This is a genomic window from Methanosarcina subterranea (assembly GCF_055385895.1).
The window spans coordinates 1,445,160-1,462,546 of record NZ_AP042426.1; the positions used below are offsets into that span (position 1 = coordinate 1,445,160).

Genomic DNA, 17,387 nt, shown 5'->3' on the forward strand with positions numbered 1-17,387 from the left:
TGTTTTATCATCCGAATCATGACCGTCTTTAATCTTACTATCTTTTTTCTTACTATTTGATTTCAAACTAAAAAGGGGATATGTTTTATTTATATTTTATGATTTGATAATCGAGGATATGTGCCAGTATAAGGATACATGCGAATATATAGAATCGAATCTAAACAGTATAAAAGAGTCAGGTGTATGTGAGTATCAGGCTTCCTGGTGTGATCAACACTTTTCCCAGGTTTCGCATTCGTTAACTGTCAATTCTAGCCTGTGAAAGATTCAAAAAGAGTTGAAAAGATGGTACAAAGAAAGATCTAGCAGACTGGATTCTACCTTATTTCACTATTCATTCTGATATTTTTTCCTGCTTATCCCACAATTTCTTCATTTTCAGCTTTCCAGGCTGGCTGATCTATCACAAGCAGGAGAAGGGAAGAATTTCCCGTATTTTCTACATACTGAACTTCACTTGCAGGAATAAGTACAAGTTTTCCTTTATGGAGGGTGACAGGCACATCGTCAACGAAGACTTTTCCGTTACCTTCGAGGGTATAATATATCTCGGGGTTTGAAAGCTTGTGTGGAAGGCTCTTTTCTCCGGGGTCCATAACCACATATGCAATGCTGTAATTGATCCCGGGATTGCTTTCCATTCTTTCCGGGTGCATGAGCTCACACAAGGAAATGCCTGTTGCATTGATGAATTCGCAATTTCCCGTATCTCTCGTGAAAAGGTAATCTTCCACATAAAAGCCCGAACCTACAAGATACGTTTTCTCTCCGAAAGTAGCTTCTTTTATGAAACCGTATTTTGTGGAGGGTTCTGTTTCGTTGGGTTTTGGCCATTCATAAGATATCCAGCCTTCTCCACTTTCACTGAGAGCGGTTTCAATGAAAAGTTTTCCTAGTGGCTTACCGTTGAAATCCGTAAGCCCACTTACGTCCTGCCCTTCTCCTGTAAGATCAGGAGGATAGACAACCCTGGTTCCATTAATATTCCATACAAAAATGTAGAAATCATCATAAAGCCATTTGCTGTCTTTTTCCCTGAATTCGGGAAAGGCTTCTTCTCCTTTTTCTTCTACAAGGTTTGCAGCCTCACGAACCTTTAGAGCGGTATCATCCTTCTGAGCCGAAAGTTTCGAATGCAGCTGAAGCTGGGAGCAATTTTCTTCCCGGTCTTCTTCACGGACCTGATCCTCCTGCTGGGAGTAGACTGAAATGCTCAGGAACAGAAGAATCAGAGAAATTGACAGGACAAACTGAATGCAAATTTTCGATATTCTCATATTCCAACCCTGGTCATTGTATATTTTTTATATGCTTTAGCAAAAGCCCTGATAGGAGTTTAAGCAAAAGTTCATTTTAGACTCTATTTCCCAAATCTGCCAAGAAAAAGATGATTCATATTTAAGAATCAATGGCTCTGTATTAGAGGGCTTTATTATAATTCAGATGTGTTTAAAAAAGGATATAATTTTGGAAACAGGGGTTCTGAAAAACAATACTGAATGAAGTGATGCATGTAAAACCTGCAGTTATAATTTGTACAGCGTGTTCAACAAAACCAGGTTAAAGATAAAAATAAACCAAAGTTAATACAATCCCGAAAAGCAAAAAAAGGTGATTTGCAGCAAAGGATCGATGCTATGGGAATAAAGGGTTATCTCCCCTGTTTTTCACCATTCATTCAGAGTATCTTTCTTATAAAAAATCTAATTCTACCGGGCTCTTGTAAAAAAAAGGGTTTCGGAACTGAGAAGATCCGGAAATACTGCTTTTATCGGTTAATATTTTGCGTGTATACGCCCGTTGAGAGTTGTATCTTTCTTTTCGCTCCATGTTGCAGTCACAGTGAGGTTTAACTTAAAGCCTGAATGGCAGCTGAAAGAAACCTGTTGATCTTTTGTAACTCCTTGTTTATCGAAAACCACTTTGTCGCCATCTTTTGCGATGAGATGCCAAGTGCCATTATCCGGGGCCGTTATCACCGCGTAACCATCAATAGTTACTCCCCAACTTGTTTTTGAATAATCATAAGCTCCGGTACCATTTTTGATAGACATTGAAAAATTCTGGTCTATGGCACCTCCTAAATTTTCCTCAAGCAATTTCTCCATTTTTTTAAGTTGTCCTTCATTTATTCCAGTTTTCTCCATGATTATTTCATTTAAGTCTTTTTGAATCAAAACTGTCATCATTTCACCTCATTTTTTGTTTAACTCTAGTATAAATTTTTGTTTTTATTCTAACTATAATTTTTAATAATCCTTCTATTATTAATCTGAAACTTCTGCAAATAAGTTAGTTAGATGACTATTTAAAGCTAACAATATAAAAAACTTCCTCACCTTAAAAATTATTTATAACCTCTAAAATTATTCAACGCACAAATTAGTACAATTTTAAACGCCAAAACTCAAATGCTATAACTATGAAATAAACCCGGGCACGAAAAAATTCAATAAAGGCTCTATAATCACAGATATCACGGAAAAAGGAACAAAATAAACAGAAGCATAGATGTTTCCATGCTTTCCGTAATTTATACAAAAATATTTGATTTTGAATGCATACATTTATCGGAGATGGCAGTAAGATTTTAATTTTTCAACACTTCCCTCCCGTCCTCTCGGTCTTTATCATGCATCTCAGGTAGAACTGAGCCCATACAAAAGTAACCAGAGACCCGATGACCGTCCCCATAACAAGTCCCCACCATACTCCGAGCAGTCCCCAGCCGAATTCGTAGGCAAAGAGCAGGGCAAACAAAGGTGTCAGGACCAGACTCCTCAGGAGGGTAGCAACAAGCGCATTTGTGCCCTTTCCTGCACCCTGGAAAAGAGAGGCAGAGAGCATTCCGAAGGCAACAGCCGGATAGAATACGGTCATGATTTTAAGGAGCCTTGTCAGTTCCGGAGCTATCAGGGCAGTATCTTCTGCCTGCGTAAAGGCGGCAGCAATATCCGGAGCAAAGATAAATACAGCAATTGCGATTACTGCTTCTACCAGAAAGCCGGTTTTTGTTGCATAGATAAGGGCACTCCGCGCTTTTTTAAAGTTCCGCTCTCCGAAAGCAGCTCCCGAGACCGAAACTACGGAAATCGCGATCCCTATCAAAGGAGCGACTGCAATGCTTGTGATTCTCCAGGCTGTGGCATAAACCGCAACCCCAACAGTATCGCTTACAGTCACGATAATGAAGTTCATTGTCAGTGCAGTAAGTGCAAGAGCAACCTGCTCTATTGACGAAGGTATGCCTACCCTGAAGATATCTTTGACAATAGCCCTGTTGAATTTAAAAGAACGGAAAACAAAGGAGATATAGGTATTTTTTTTGATAAAAAACCAGTAAAACATGAGCATCCCGGAACTGGCGAAAGAAACCACTGTCGCAAGGGCTGCTCCTGCTACGCCCAGTCCTAACACATATATAAAAAACGGATCAAGAACTATATTCAGGACAGATCCAAGGATCATCGACTGCATAGCCCTTTTTGAATCTCCTTCACTCCTTAGTATGGAATTTGCAACGTTTGTAAAGAAGAATACAAAACTGCCTGCAAAGATAACCCTGGCATATGCAACCCCTAGCGGTGTAGTTTCTCCTGCCCCGCTATACATGAATAAGTCTCTTACAACGGCAAGCCCTATCACTGTAAGGGCAACTGTCATTGTGAGCATAATCACAAAAGCATGCACTGCAACATTGTCCGCTCCGGCTTTGTCCCTGGCTCCTATCCTGCGCGATATCGCAGCTCCTCCACCAACCCCAATCCCGCTCGTAAGCGCCATTTGAATCACAAAAAAAGGAAAAGCAAACCCTACGGCAGCCAGGGCATCCGCACCCAGACCTGCAACCCAGAAGGTGTCTGTCAGGCTGTAAATAGTCTGTACGGACATTGCAACTATAATCGGAATTGAGAGCTTGAGCACGGCTTTTTTCGGGTCTCCTAGAAGGACATTCACACCTTCTGACACTTTTTGAGGCGGGATGATTATTTCTTTTTCCTTCTCATTCCTATTTTCCTCTGCCTCTCTCTCTCTGGTCTTCCCTTTTTCTTCTGCCGTTTCCCTGCTCATTTTTCCCGCCGTTTTTAGATTTTCAAATCTTTTATCCTATCTTTTTTCGGTCTCTTCTGCCTTTAACGTTTTCTTCTTTTAACGCCTTTTCTTTATTTGTTTCTTTCAAACAACTGGCTGGAAGCCTGAAGAGGTCCGATAACTCAAGAACGGTGTGACTTTAACTGTTTTTTAGTCCTTCTTACTGTCTGCAATTGGTTGTTTGATATTATTTTATTCCGGGGCAATATGGCTGCATCTTACATCTTTCCTATCCTGCCCTGCATCTAACGTGGCTGGGGCCGGTAAATTCAATAAAATAATAATCTTTTCAGGCGCTGGAACGATATGTTTCCCATGAACTGCATCCAAATTAAAATTCATTTAAGCTGCCTATTTATAGGGAATCTATTAAGAGATAAAATAAGCTGGATAATATATAGTAGATTATTATTATTATTATTATTATTATTATTATTATTATTATTATTATAGTGAACAATTATTCCTAATACCATATATATTTTAAGTTAATAAATTATATAATTATTGAAGTCCATATTTTGGGTTTTTGCTTTTTTGTACCAATTTACTGTACAATATGGTGGATTGTGACTGAAGAATATTGATAAATGTCTGCATAAAGCAAATGACTACCACTTCTGGGTACTACTTCTAAATGCGGATTTTAATAATAATTAGTAAGTTTGAACGAATGAACCTCAAAATCCCAATATTAAAATTCGGAAAGAACTGAATGTGGAGGAGTTCGATTGAATAAACAATATTTATCGTATTTTGCTGCAGTTCTTTTGGCGGTTCTTATAATCGCACCTGGAATGGCAGCTGCGCATACACACACATACACAAATATGAGTGCCTGTGATGCTAGACAGATGATCGAAAAAGAGGCTGTGTTCCTTCTGGACGTCCGTACACCGAGTGAGTACGAACTGGGGCATATCGAAGGAGCGGTATTGATACCACTGAAAAATGTAAAATCAGACCCTGATGCATTATCTCCCGAAGAACTATTACCAGCACGAATGAAAGAATTACCGTGTAATAAAAATACAAAAATACTTGTTTATTGTAAGGTAGGAACAAGAGGTGCTGAGACAGGCAGTCTGTTGGAAGATGCTGGTTACAAAAATGTATATAACATAGACGGGGGTCTCGACAGGTGGGTAAAGGAAGGATATCCAATTGTAGCTACCTATGAGTCATGGAATAAGGTGTGGTCTAAATTATTAACGCAGTAAAATTATTAGCGAGATAATAAAACATATGGAGCCACTTTCAGAACATTATGATCAGAAAAACATGAAAAAAGCAATTGCTAATGGGTTATATCCTGTGAAATTGCACTTAGCGATTCAATAAAAAAACTCATTAAATCCATTAGCTTTTTTATATTTATTGCAAAATTGTTCTGACTCTCTGTCAGGTATAAATCTCTAAATTTGGTTTTCAGTCAATTTCTGATTTTTACTCTTACGTACTCCTTCAAATCTGTCTTCAAATACCTATCAATCTCTCCAAGATTAATGTTCCTTGTTTCAGTAAAGAGAAACGCAAAAACCGGATACTGCCTGTAATCAAGCTTCCGGAGTTCCAGAGGCTTTTCAAAGCGAGAAACAAAACCCTCGTAATCAAAAGCTTCAATATCTTCCACTTCAATGTCATCCGGCTTTTTTGCAATCAAAAGGCAGTAAGTTCCGTTATCTTTCTCGTTCTCCTGAGCCTCATACTTATCTTTAATGATTTCTCTCCAGTCCGGCTCTAAACCCTCTAAAAAATATCTGTGAACGTTGATCCCGTAGGCATAATACGCGATATCGGCGGTGCACCACCCCGCAAACCTGATCGGATTCATCTCTATGGGTACCAGTCGGTTGTTTTTGTCCACGCGGAACTCGATATGCAGCGGGAAGTCCCTCATTCCCGGTTCTTGCAGCCCCGATCCCTTTAGACCTGCATCCGGCAACTCAGCACCCTGCAGCTCAGAATCCCACAGCTTTGTAGCTTCATTTATTTGCCGCAGCAGTTCCAGGGTTACTTCAAGATAGGTTTCAATAGTCTTTTTTGAAGTCACATAAACTTTGTCTTCAACATCATCTTTCGCCTGAAACAGGTGCTCCAGAATATTCAGGACCACCGGCTTTCCCTCGCCATTATAGTAAGCATCCACAGCCAGTTCCGGCCCTTCGATATAATCTTCAAGCACGAATTTCCATGAACTTAAGACCTGAGTCGGGAACAGTCCCCCGACAGCTTCCATTTCCTGCTTTAAGGCTGGCAGGACATTTTCCCATTCTTCTCTGTCACTGACCTTATAAACTCCCGAACTGAAGAACCCGATTGTCGGTTTGATTATGAACGGCTTTCTAATAGTTTCAATGTCCAGTTTATCCAGGTTTTCAAATTCCACTTCCAGGTAGGAAAAGTCAGGATATATATGCTCAATCAGCTGCCTGAACCTGAATTTATCTTTGAACAGCCCGATTTTTTCGAGGATACCGGTAAACCCGAGGTTATTTGCTATCCATACAAGGGAGAGTTCGGAATTGCTGTATATTTTGCAGGTTTTCTGGTTTTTAAGGAGTTCAATGAATTCGGCGTCTTCAAGAAGTTTTACATCTTTGCTGAAGCCCAGGCATTCAGAAGTTGCGTTTTTCAGGACAGGCAGTTTCATCTCTGTAATGGTGTCCTTTAAAATCCGAGAAACGTATGGCTCATCAAGTATGATCAACTATCCCACCCCTCTTATTGAATTATCAGTTATCCTACTTCAGTACTTCGCTAATTTTGATTTCCTCATTACGGAAGCTTCTCGATACCTTTATATGTAATGAAAAATGCCTCTCTATGTCTTTTTTCACAAATAAGTTCAGAAATAGGTTTAAAATCGAATTAAAGTCAAAGTACTGTATTGATTCTGTATTACAACCTCTCACATCTCATGTAATCCTCAAGATCAATGGTTCACTTACAAGTGAAGACATTATTCGTACTGTTGTGAGTTTGGCAGTCGATAAGAGTTCAGTCCATTCTGTCTCAAAACAGTATTCTGCTGTTGCTTGTGAAACATCTTTACGTTACCATCTTAAGAAACTAAACATGGACGAATTGATCCTATCCAATGAAAAGATTCTTCTTCAAAATCCCCTAAAAACTCTCAAAACAGGTAAGAACTATGAGTTTGCCATTGATTTAACCAACGATCCTTATTACGGGAAAACAGATTCGTCTAACGAGAAATATGTAATTCGTAGCCAAGCTAAAAAGTCAACAAACTCTTTTTACTCATATATCTCCCTCTACATCACTAACAAGAACGAAAGGTTTACTGTATCTGTTCTTCCTGTAGAAAAGAAAAAACCAATGGTTGAATACCTCTCCTATTTTCTCTATCTCATCAAAAGACTGAATTTTAAAATCAAGGTTCTCTGCCTTGATAGAGAGTTTTATTCTATAGATGTGTTTGAATTTTTGCAAAGTAATGGTGTTCCTCACATAGTTCCTGTTGTCAAGAAAGGAGAGAAGATGAAGCAACTTATGAATGGGAATAAGGCTCGAAGTACACAATATGTCATGAAGAATTCTAAGAAAAAGATTCTTTTAGACATTATCATTGATGTTAAGTATCTGAAAGGAAAGAGAGGTAAAAAGGGATGTGAGAACCTTGGTTTTGTTGTTTTTGGAGTTAAATGGTCTCCAAGAAAGGTCAGTACAGTTTACAGAAGAAGATTTGCTATTGAATCGTCATACAGGATGAGGAATGTGGTTAGACCAAAGACATCATCTAAAAACGCAACTATAAGGTACTTTTATGCATTGGTATCCTTTCTACTAAAAAATATATGGCTATACATTCAGAATAAACATTTTACTATTGTCAAAAGAGGACCTCAGGTCATAGATGAGGATAAGTTCAGATTTGAAGTATTTATACTTATTATTAAGGAATGGATAAGAAGAAAGTTAAGAGTGAGGACAACAGTGTGGTGTTTGAGATAAATGAAGGTAGAGTAAAAGTGGAGGAAAGATTTTAGCGAACTACTGAATCTATATGATAAGGAGTTTTTCTGTTTTTCCTGAAATATAGTGTCGGATCCCTCTCAGCTCCAAACTTTACGTTTGCTAATGAATGATATATGCTGGAAATTTCAAATTGTTTTAGGAATAACAAATATATAATTTAAAGTATTTTTATTGTCATATAATATTGATTAAAATCTGTTAGAAATGACAAGGAATTTACTTTAATGCTGCACACAAAATATTCTGAAAAAATTGAAAAACAGATGAAAGCGTTTTATAACACTTTAAATGAGAAAGATCGAAGAAGATATGCAGCCATAGAAGCAATGAAATTAGGACATGGGGGACAAAACTACATAAGTAGTGTTCTAGGCTGTCATTTTCAAACTGTTATGGCTGGAATTAATGAAATCACTAATGGTATAGAAAAACCAGGTAACAGGATTCGAAAGTCTGGCGGAGGAAAAAAGAAAATCATCGATACATTTGAAAATATTGATGAAGTTTTCTTTGACATTCTAAAACATCATACGGCTGGAAGCCCTACGGATAAAGAAATAAAATGGACGAATCTGAGTCTCAAGGGCATTTCAAAGGCTTTTGAAGCAAAAGGCATGAACATAAGTCCACATGTAGTAAAGCAGCTCTTAAAGAAACATGGTTTTGTAAAGAGAAAAATGCAAAAATCTGTCACTATGAAAGACTGTAAAGGCAGAAATGAGCAGTTTGAGAAGATTAACAAGCTCAAAGAAGAGTACGTAAAAAGCGAGAATCCGATAATCAGTATAGACGTAAAAAAAGAAGTCATCGGTAATTTCTACCGTGACGGTAAAATCTACTGTACCCAGACAGTAAAGGTATATGACCACGATTTCAATACATTTTCAGATGGTTTTGTAATTCCACATGGTATTTATGACCTGAAACGTAACGAAGGATACATCACTTTAGGAACCAGTAAAGATACAAGTGAGTTTTGTTGTGACTGCATTAAATACTGGTGGGAAAAATACGGTAAGGAAAACTATCCTAAGGCAAATAGCATTTTAACCTTAGCAGATGGTGGTGGAAGCAACTCAAGCAGGCATTATATTTTCAAGGAAGATCTGCAAAAGCTGGTAAATGAAATTGGGATTGAAATCAGAATGGCTCACTATCCACCATATACTTCGAAATACAATCCAATAGAACACAGGTTATTCTGTCATGTTACAAGTGCCTGCAAAGGTACTGTTTTCAGCACTATTGATGTTGTTAAAAGCCTTGTTGATAGGACGTATACATGCACAGGATTGAATGTGTTTTCAACCATCAAAAATAAAGTTTATGCTACGGGAAGAAAAGTAAGTGAAAACTTTAAGGAAAAAATGAAAATTGTCTTTGATGATTATTTGGGAAAATGGAATTATACAGCTATTCCAGAAGTTAAAACTTGAAGTTATTTTTCAATCATTCCTTAGCAGATTAATTACATCGGTAAGTGTCCCATGAAGAGGATAATTAGGATGCTCATCCCAGATAACATTCCAGTTGAAATCACCTGCAATAACTGTTGGGGGCTTGAATATATCTTTATAGTAATTCAATGACTGCCAAAATTCTCCAATGTATCTTCTTCTTGGATCTTCTTTATTATTCTGTGACCAGACAGCAATAAGATTTATTTCTCTATTATTGAGCATTTTGACTGGAAGGACATATTTGAACTTTCATAATATGACTCATGAATTGTAATTTTAAAGCCATTGAAACTAAAAACAGCTAGATCTTTATTTCTATTATCGCTTATCCATAAAACATTGCCATAAAATTTATTGTTGAATTTGTCTGGATGTTCACACTCTGAAACTATCAATAAGTCAGGCTCATAAAGAAGAATTTGTTCGTATTTCTTCCTGAAAGCCATATTACAATTCCAGGTTATAACTCTCATGTTAATATTATTAGTACAGCCATTGATCACTAAAAGTCGTTGATCACAAGCTAGGATACGAATTTTTTAAAAATAAGAAACATGAAACCAAAAACTTTGTTTTTGTCAATTAAGAAAAAGCCAGCCGTTTGTGGCTGGTGAGAGCTTTGGGGAGAGAAAAATTTAAAGATGTAGAGGCATCAAAAAAATGATTCAAGAACTCTTTTTGATAGGTGAACACAACCATTGTGAAAAGAGTTTCTGAGCTCATTCCACTAATTCCGTATCCTCATGCGAATACGCCGGCGCACAGCAGCAGAGAATTTTCAGTTCCTTTTTACCAGTGTTCCTTATCCTGTGCGAAGTCCCAGGTTGAATACAGACGGTGTCCCCTGAATGGACTTCAAACTCCTGGCCGTCCAGAGTCATTATCCCGCAGCCTTCTTTGATATGATAAATTTCTTCGCTCAGCCTGTGCCTGTGAAGCATTGTTTTTCCTCCGGCAGGCACAGTGGCTTCGGCAAGGCTCTGTTCTGAGTTGCCGTGGACTGCGGGATGCATGAGTTCACGGATTATTGAACCGTCTTTTGTAACGTAGGGTTCTACCTTTTCATACTCGATTTTTAGCTGCATTCAAAACTACTGAGACTGGCAACTATATAATAATTTTTATTTCAAAGGGGAGGCGAGGTTTCGTCTTCCTGCAAAAATTCGGAAAAGAGCGTGGGATAGTCCGGGATTTTTTCGGCATCTATCATAATCAAATTAAGATAGAAAGGTCCCCCACGTTTAACGTCTATAGGAGTGGGATCGACAAATTCCTGAATGTCAGCAGGATGTTCGAGATAAAACCTCTCAAGTTCCGGACGATTCAAATTTTCTTTGCAGGGGAGACCCACAGCATAAATTTTAGAATCTAAAAGGTCCTTGGCTCCTGCATCCAGAACAAGTGCAAAAAAGGAGTATAGCCCGTGAGGCAGGTCAAGCATATATCTGGTGTCTGCATCAAGCTCGGATAATAAAAGGTTCTGGGTCCTTTTCCTGTACACCATCAGAAGCAGTACCTTATCTTCGGAAAGGAGTTCCTGAACCGTGTCAGGCAGGAAAAGGTTTCCAAAGACGAATTCGTACTCTTCATAAGTCGAAGCCGTAAAATCGTTTCTAACAAACAGCAGACCGTCCTGATCCGAGAGAGAATAACCCATATTACCCTGAAGATCGATTATCGGATATTTTCCTGCAGAGGTATCTTCCCAAAACTTTTCAAGAGCTCTGTCCTCTATTTGGGACAAAAGGTGTATACACTTTCCAACAACAATGCCTTCCAACACTAAACCCCCCTGATGCTGCGGCTATTTTTAGCCAGATTTTCCCGGGCATAAAAACCCGCTTGTCGGATCAAAAGTCATAGAATACTAATCCCCGAGTAATATATAAAGAACATTATATAAATATATGAGTATGAAAACCTGATCAAATAATTCAGGCTTCCAGATAACAAATGCAAAACACGAATCCAGACGTAAACTCAAATGTAAACTCAGATGCAAAATCAAATAAAATCAAATGCAAATTCGGATACAAATTCAGATACAAATTCAGATACAAATCCAGGCAAAAAAGATGAATTCAAAAATAAATGCACAGCTGGAGAGAAGTAAAAATCAGTTTATAGATCCATTTATTATAAATTAACCCTTTATTAAAAATTGAGTTTTTATAGGCTCATTTGATCTTTTCTGCCCTTTTTTTAAGGGCATTGTTCAGATCCTGAAAACTGCGTGTTGTACCTTTGTCTATAGACCATGAAGCACTGATAATAGGAATTGCAATTCCATTGAATATCTCTTTCTGAATAAAATGTACTTTATGACCTGAAATTTCTTCGAGGATGAAACTGTGCTCCCCATCGAGCAGCCCGGGGAAAAAAAAACTTCCTTTCCAGGCGAGCTCTTTTCTTGGCTCCAGGCGAATGATTCTCGGGTGAAGGGTCACGCCTTTTTTTTCCCACTCCGGCTTCATATGGACTTTAATTTTACTCCCTACCTTTGCCTCCCCGCTGATTTCCCTTATATAAGGGTTCCACTGGGGATAGGCTGCAAAATCCATAAGTATCTGCCAGATGCGGTCCGCAGAAGCGAAGATTTCAATTTCTGTGCTGACTTCTTTTTTTAACCCGATGGTTGCAACTCCTCTTTCGCTTTTCCTGTTATTCTCAATCTATCGAAGGCAAACTTATTAACCCTGCTTATTTGAACCGAGAGTCAGAGAGATAATAGTAAAAAGAAGATCCGGGATATACGTTCAGTTAGCTCACTCAGTTGATCGTTAGGTTTGATCGTTAGGTTTGATCGTTAGGTTAGATCGCTCGGTTAACTCATTAAGTCAACTCATTCAACTGATCGTTAAGTTAAATTGTTAAATTACATGTTAAGGCTACATCGTTAAGGTTATATCATTACATATCACTAAGTTAGCTCACTCAGTCGTTATTCCAGGCCTGGTCAAAAGTCCTTTACTTAAAGTCCTTTACTTAAAGTCCTTTAAAATTTTCCGAATAATTTCCTCTTCAGTTTTCGTTTTACGCTTCCTGACATCTGCTCAAGAATAATTGGAGCGGGTGTGCTTCTCCCTGCAGGGGCAACTTTTCCTTCCCTTATTGCCCTGAGGACTGCTTCGACTGTGTTTTCAGAGGCGTCAATTTCAGTGTATGCCTGACCTACCATTTCGGGAATATGAGAATCACTTCCAGCAACGCCTGGAATTCCAAGCCTTTTTGCCTCGGTTAAAGCTTTCCTGTTGGCTCCGTTAAAAAGGCAGCGAGAATTGAAGACTTCAACTGCATCTATATCAAGGCCCTCAAAACTTCCTATCCCGTGGGAACTGCTCTTGAAAGGGTGGGGGATGATAATCGTGCCTCCAAGTTTTCTTGCCTGGAGGATCGTTTCTTCCGGGCTCAACAAAGGCTCAATATTTTCCCTGATCCCAAGAACCAGGATATGCCCTTTTGAAGAACTTACTTCCATCCCTGGAATGACTGTGATTTCAAGACCAAGGTCCATGGCTTTTTTCGCACAGGCAAGCCCGCCTTCAACCGTATCGTGGTCACAGATAGCAAATCCGTTAAGTCCTTTTTTCAGGGCAATCTCAAGGATATTCTCATGGCTTGAATTGCTATCTCTTGAATGGCTGGAATGTACGTGAAGATCGAATTTCATGCTAATATAAAAATGCGGGATGAATTTATATAAATTTTGAAACGGAAACGAAAAAGAGAAAAAGAAAGGAAGCAGGGACGTGACACAGTGTTTTAGATCAAATAAGAAATGGGTGAAAAAATAATGTGAAAAAATAATGTGAAAAAATAATGTGAAAAAATAATGTGAAAAAATAATTAACGAACGGCTTAGATGTAGGATCTCAGGATAGCTTGCTTCACATTCAAGATTAGAGGTATTGGCTCCAGAAAAAAAAATCCGTCCGCATTCTTATTTAGGGCAGGAAAAAATAAAAGCATTTCGTTTGAGTACGAACAAATTTAGGTTTAAACATGGGTAAATTTAGACTTAAACACGGATAAATAAACATGGATAAATAAACATGGATAAATAAACATAGATAAATAAACATGGATAAATTTAGATTTAACGTACGGATTGAGAAAGAAGGATCAAAATAGCTGCATCAGGATAAACAAGCAGAAAGAAGTGAAAGGAGGAAATTACGAACGGGCAAATGCATATAAAAAATCTGGTATAGGGGTAGTTTAGGATATTAGGAGGGTCTGATGTCTTCAGTAGACGCCCGTTCGCAGATAAACAAACGACTTTAGGGTATAAAGGTCTTTCGTAGTTATACGAACAATATTCAGGTTAGATAGAAAAATTTTCGGAAAAGAAAAATATTGGTAAATATAAGGACAATATACCAACGATTTTTATAGAATTGGAAAGTCTTATTATTTCCCCATACCGCCTGAAAAGGCACCATAAGCGTTATTTAACATTATTCGTCTCGATTCAACAGCATAAACGTTATTCAACTTTATTCGTCTCGATTCAGTTCCAGAGATCTTATCCTGCTGATTACCTCTGTCCTGGCTTCATAGTCCACTGAAATTCGTTCTCCATACTCAACCCTGTGAACGATACCCTCTTCGTACAGCCAGGAGAGAATTGACATCCCTTTTTCCGAGTTTGGAAGGGAAAAAGAGTAGAAAGACCATGCAGGAAGGTGTTTGATTATTTCGGCTTTTAATTCCTGCATACCAGCCTTTTCTTTTGCGGAAACAAACACTGGATTTGGAGCCATATAACCTATTTCTTCCATAACAGCTTCAAGTTCGGATGCCTCAAGCAAATCGGTCTTGTTAAGCACCGTGATTACCGGAATACCCTGAATGCGGTCCCAGAGAGTATCGTGAGCTGTGGAAAGTTTTTGCAGGATTATCTCAGGTTTTTCGCTTACATCGACTACAAGCAAGATAAGGTCTGAAAGAAAGATCTCATCGAGAGTGGATTTGAAGGCGTCAACCAGCCAATGCGGAAGCTCTTCTATAAACCCTACGGTATCTGTCAAAAGAGCCTTTCTTCCTCCCAGGTCAAGTGCCCGGGTAGTCGGCACAAGGGTTGTAAAAAGCATATTCTGTGCTTCAACGCTTTCATCAACAATAGAATTAAAGAGAGTGCTTTTTCCGGCATTGGTATAACCTGCAAGGGAGACAAGAGAAAAGCCCTTCCTGTGCCGAAACTCCCGAAGAGACTCATCATCTTTTTCTGCGGACTCAAGTTCACTTTCAATTCTTGTTATCCTTTTCTTCAGGCCCTGTTCATAAGCGTCCTCATAGTCTCCAAGCCCCATGAAACCTGCCTTTTCCTCTTTTTTCAGAATGGACACAATAGCTCTTGCCCTGGGGATCTCGTATCTTAGCCTCGCAAGTTCAACCTGCAACTTGGATCTGCGTGTGGTAGCTCTTTTTGCAAAAATCTCAAGGATAAGCTGGAACTTGTCTATAACCTGGCACCTGCAGATTTCCGAGATATTGAAAAGCTGAATTGTAGAGAGTTTGTTATAAAAGATGACCTTTTCAGCCCTCTTTATTCTCACAAGTTCGGCAAGCTCCTCTATCTTTCCTCTCCCCAGCTGATACTTGGAATCCGGAAACCTTATCTGCATAAGCTCCCCAACAGGAACATAGCCTGCAGCCTTTGTAAGTTCCCTGAGTTCCTCAAAGAGATATTCGCTGCGTTCAGGATCAGCCCGTGGGTTTGTTCTTTTTACAAGAATTACCCTGTTTTCGGTTTCTATTTTTTGTTCTGCCGGAATTTTCACGCCTCAATGTTAAGTTCTTTAATGAGTAGATTTCGAGCGCTCAAAGAAATATGGTGAGCAAGTTCGATAGCCCTTCTCTCAGCTATGGACTCCTGGTACTTAAATGCCCTTGAAAACATACTTTCTGGCACCCACAGGGGCTGGTTGTACATATCCCCTTTTTCTACCACAATTGTCCCCTCAAAGGAAAGCTGGTTAGCCGTATCCTCAATCAGCTGCACGATGTCAAGCAAGTCAGGTGCTCTTTTAAGCCAGAATGGAAGGATCTTCACCTGATTCACCTTTTCGATATGGTCAGCAGAAACAGCAAGGGCTGCTGCCGCACAGACCATGTAGTAGCCTTCTTTGATCCTGTGCCTGCCCGAAATGTCCACTGCAATAATGTCCCACATCTATGTTTCACCCTCTTTCCGGGATGAAAACCCGGTTTTTACGACCCTAAAGAGAACGGCGAGTGTGTCCATTCAGATCAATAATTTACTCGGATCAGTAATTCACCTGGATCAATAATTTACCTGGATCAGTAATATTTACTCAAATCTCTGCTCGAAAAAAATACAATATGAAATCGCATTAGAGGATCACATTTTGACCCTGCCGATATCCAGGTACTCGACCCCTTCCCCTTTCTCGACTGCAAAGAGCATTCGTTTGCGCACGCTGTTTGCAAGCCGGACAGCCCCGGACATAACCGGAAGCCTGAACTCGTAATCTGCAGGAACAACGTTCACAAGGTACTCGGAATGAGGAATCTTTTCTATGGTTTCGACTTTCCTGTAGACCCTGAAATGAGTCCCGAACTTGAAACCTGTCTTGACCACATGCCCGGAGTCCCTCAGGGCTTTATATGCACTGTATTTCCGCAGGAAAGAACCTTCGATTTCCGAGGCTTTCTCAACAAACTCTTCGAATGAGAAGACCTTTCCTTTTCTGTCCCTGACAACTATGACCCCTCTGGAAAAGAGGTAGAGAGACTCAACAAGGGACAGCTGTAACCTTTCAGGGTCGAGCATTTTCCCGTAGAAACCTCTGGTATAAAGAGCCCCGGAAGCCTGAGGGTCCCAGGCTATTACCCTGTCTTCGAGGAAAGTTGCATCGGTTTTAACTACAGGGGAAGGCTCAAGCATCTCCCCTTCAGGGGCAGCAGTTTTTATCTCGTAAAAGGTAAGGTCGCTTTCTTCGTCCACCACAGCCAGGATGAACTGCTTGTGTACATTTTCTGCCGAGGCGACAGAGTCCTCCAAAAGCTTCACAGGAAGGAGCTGCCTTTCGGACAGGACATGGACAAAAATTCTTGCTGCACTTTTTCCGGGATGGCTGCCTCTCGGATATACCCTGAAGTCTGAAGCTGAAGGCTGGACATAATACCCCCGTTCTTTGAGGTCTTTATACACTATATATTTCAGCTCGAAATTCTCCTGCCTCAAAGAAGCCTGTTCGAAAAAGACCCTGAAATCAAGCAGCCTTCCTTCAAGCTCGATATCGAGTTTTCCTCTGAACTGGAGGTATGCAGCTTCAACAAGGGATAGTTCAAGCCCGTCATCCCTGGGACGCCCGAAATAACCTGTTTTGTAAAGTTCGGCTACCGCTTCCTTTCCGGCAAGGACCCGGTCCCCTTTAAGTTGTGTTTTCAATAGATTCACCTGAAAAGAAAATAGAATAAAAATAAGTTTTATAAGAGTTTATTTTGTATAATTCTGGCTTTTAATAGTCTGGATTTTAACAGTCTTTCTTGTATCAATCAGATTGTATCAATCTGGATTATATCAATCAGATTGCGTCAATCAGGATTGTTATTACAGTATTTAAGAATCCTGCCTGTAAAAACTCATTTATAATAACCTGGCTTAATATAAGGCTTAATATAATATTGTTTTTTCTACCTGCAAAGATAAGTGATCTATGACCTGCAGGAGGATTATGCAATTCTGTGGATCATACCTTAAGATCATGTCTTGGAATAATGTCTTAGAATAATGTCTTAGAATAATGTCTTAGAATAATGTCTTAGGATAATGTATTCTGATTATATTTTCTGATTATATTT

15 protein-coding genes are annotated in these 17,387 nt (G+C 39.2%); 3 read left to right on the forward strand and 12 right to left on the reverse strand.

The annotated features are described in order from the left end of the window. Positions 1–359 precede the first annotated feature (359 nt). From ACZ5A8_RS06455 to ACZ5A8_RS06465, 3 genes are all read right to left on the reverse strand, one after another. On the reverse strand, positions 360–1,280 hold the full coding sequence (locus ACZ5A8_RS06455) for a cache domain-containing protein (RefSeq protein ID WP_464532891.1): 921 nt from the start codon (positions 1,278–1,280) through the stop codon (positions 360–362). Between the two features lie 498 nt (positions 1,281–1,778). Then, complete coding sequence (locus ACZ5A8_RS06460; protein WP_464532892.1) at positions 1,779–2,192, reverse strand: hypothetical protein; 414 nt, start codon at positions 2,190–2,192, stop codon at positions 1,779–1,781. A gap of 409 nt (positions 2,193–2,601) precedes the next feature. Continuing rightward, the gene (locus ACZ5A8_RS06465) at positions 2,602–4,074 is read right to left on the reverse strand and encodes an MATE family efflux transporter (RefSeq protein ID WP_464532894.1); all 1,473 of its coding nucleotides are present in this window, start codon (positions 4,072–4,074) and stop codon (positions 2,602–2,604) included. A 752-nt stretch (positions 4,075–4,826) separates the two neighbouring features. Between ACZ5A8_RS06465 and ACZ5A8_RS06470 the strand changes: the two genes are divergently transcribed. After that, a complete protein-coding gene (locus ACZ5A8_RS06470) occupies positions 4,827–5,315 on the forward strand; it encodes a rhodanese-like domain-containing protein (RefSeq protein WP_464532896.1) in 489 nt (162 codons plus the stop codon). Positions 5,316–5,527: 212 nt separating this feature from the next. On the opposite strand, the gene ACZ5A8_RS06475 is transcribed toward ACZ5A8_RS06470, so the two are convergent. Next, on the reverse strand, positions 5,528–6,805 hold the full coding sequence (locus ACZ5A8_RS06475) for an ATP-grasp domain-containing protein (RefSeq protein WP_464532897.1): 1,278 nt from the start codon (positions 6,803–6,805) through the stop codon (positions 5,528–5,530). A gap of 116 nt (positions 6,806–6,921) precedes the next feature. Between ACZ5A8_RS06475 and ACZ5A8_RS06480 the strand changes: the two genes are divergently transcribed. Both ACZ5A8_RS06480 and ACZ5A8_RS06485 read left to right on the forward strand, forming a co-directional pair. Further along, positions 6,922–8,073: an ISH3 family transposase gene (locus ACZ5A8_RS06480; protein ID WP_464532661.1), complete on the forward strand. Its 1,152-nt coding sequence runs from the start codon at positions 6,922–6,924 to the stop codon at positions 8,071–8,073. Between the two features lie 248 nt (positions 8,074–8,321). Then, entirely contained in the window at positions 8,322–9,533 is a 1,212-nt protein-coding gene (locus ACZ5A8_RS06485; protein ID WP_464529477.1) for an ISAzo13 family transposase, read from the forward strand. A gap of 9 nt (positions 9,534–9,542) precedes the next feature. Here the strand turns inward: ACZ5A8_RS06485 and ACZ5A8_RS06490 are convergent, their stop codons facing one another. The 8 genes from ACZ5A8_RS06490 to endA all read right to left on the reverse strand — a co-directional run bounded on the left by ACZ5A8_RS06490 (position 9,543) and on the right by endA (position 16,974). Next, on the reverse strand, positions 9,543–9,779 hold the full coding sequence (locus ACZ5A8_RS06490) for a hypothetical protein (RefSeq protein WP_464532898.1): 237 nt from the start codon (positions 9,777–9,779) through the stop codon (positions 9,543–9,545). Between the two features lie 497 nt (positions 9,780–10,276). Beyond that, positions 10,277–10,642, reverse strand: a complete 366-nt coding sequence (locus ACZ5A8_RS06495) for a cupin domain-containing protein (protein WP_464532900.1) — start codon at positions 10,640–10,642, stop codon at positions 10,277–10,279. A gap of 41 nt (positions 10,643–10,683) precedes the next feature. Continuing rightward, complete coding sequence (locus ACZ5A8_RS06500; RefSeq protein WP_464532902.1) at positions 10,684–11,337, reverse strand: hypothetical protein; 654 nt, start codon at positions 11,335–11,337, stop codon at positions 10,684–10,686. A gap of 397 nt (positions 11,338–11,734) precedes the next feature. Then, entirely contained in the window at positions 11,735–12,229 is a 495-nt protein-coding gene (locus ACZ5A8_RS06505; RefSeq protein WP_464534041.1) for an SRPBCC family protein, read from the reverse strand. Positions 12,230–12,552: 323 nt separating this feature from the next. Next, complete coding sequence (locus ACZ5A8_RS06510; RefSeq protein WP_464532903.1) at positions 12,553–13,227, reverse strand: PHP domain-containing protein; 675 nt, start codon at positions 13,225–13,227, stop codon at positions 12,553–12,555. Between the two features lie 826 nt (positions 13,228–14,053). Next, a complete protein-coding gene (gene hflX / locus ACZ5A8_RS06515) occupies positions 14,054–15,340 on the reverse strand; it encodes a GTPase HflX (protein ID WP_464532905.1) in 1,287 nt (428 codons plus the stop codon). Next, the gene (locus ACZ5A8_RS06520; RefSeq protein WP_464532906.1) at positions 15,337–15,732 is read right to left on the reverse strand and encodes a DUF2209 family protein; all 396 of its coding nucleotides are present in this window, start codon (positions 15,730–15,732) and stop codon (positions 15,337–15,339) included. Before ACZ5A8_RS06520 ends, hflX begins: the two co-directional genes overlap by 4 nt. A 189-nt stretch (positions 15,733–15,921) precedes the next feature. Continuing rightward, a complete protein-coding gene (endA, locus tag ACZ5A8_RS06525) occupies positions 15,922–16,974 on the reverse strand; it encodes a tRNA-intron lyase (RefSeq protein WP_464532908.1) in 1,053 nt (350 codons plus the stop codon). Positions 16,975–17,387 lie beyond the last annotated feature (413 nt).

Excerpts from the sequence above, each read along its gene's own strand:
- ACZ5A8_RS06510 (WP_464532903.1), bottom strand. The coding sequence starts at position 13,227 with ATGAAATTCGATCTTCACGTACATTCCAGCCATTCAAGAGATAGCAAT.
- ACZ5A8_RS06460 (WP_464532892.1), bottom strand. The coding sequence starts at position 2,192 with ATGATGACAGTTTTGATTCAAAAAGACTTAAATGAAATAATCATGGAG.
- ACZ5A8_RS06485 (WP_464529477.1), top strand. The coding sequence starts at position 8,322 with ATGCTGCACACAAAATATTCTGAAAAAATTGAAAAACAGATGAAAGCG.
- ACZ5A8_RS06465 (WP_464532894.1), bottom strand. The coding sequence starts at position 4,074 with ATGAGCAGGGAAACGGCAGAAGAAAAAGGGAAGACCAGAGAGAGAGAG.
- ACZ5A8_RS06455 (WP_464532891.1), bottom strand. The coding sequence starts at position 1,280 with ATGAGAATATCGAAAATTTGCATTCAGTTTGTCCTGTCAATTTCTCTG.
- ACZ5A8_RS06480 (WP_464532661.1), top strand. The coding sequence starts at position 6,922 with ATGTCTTTTTTCACAAATAAGTTCAGAAATAGGTTTAAAATCGAATTA.
- ACZ5A8_RS06495 (WP_464532900.1), bottom strand. The coding sequence starts at position 10,642 with ATGCAGCTAAAAATCGAGTATGAAAAGGTAGAACCCTACGTTACAAAA.
- ACZ5A8_RS06490 (WP_464532898.1), bottom strand. The coding sequence starts at position 9,779 with ATGCTCAATAATAGAGAAATAAATCTTATTGCTGTCTGGTCACAGAAT.
- ACZ5A8_RS06520 (WP_464532906.1), bottom strand. The coding sequence starts at position 15,732 with ATGTGGGACATTATTGCAGTGGACATTTCGGGCAGGCACAGGATCAAA.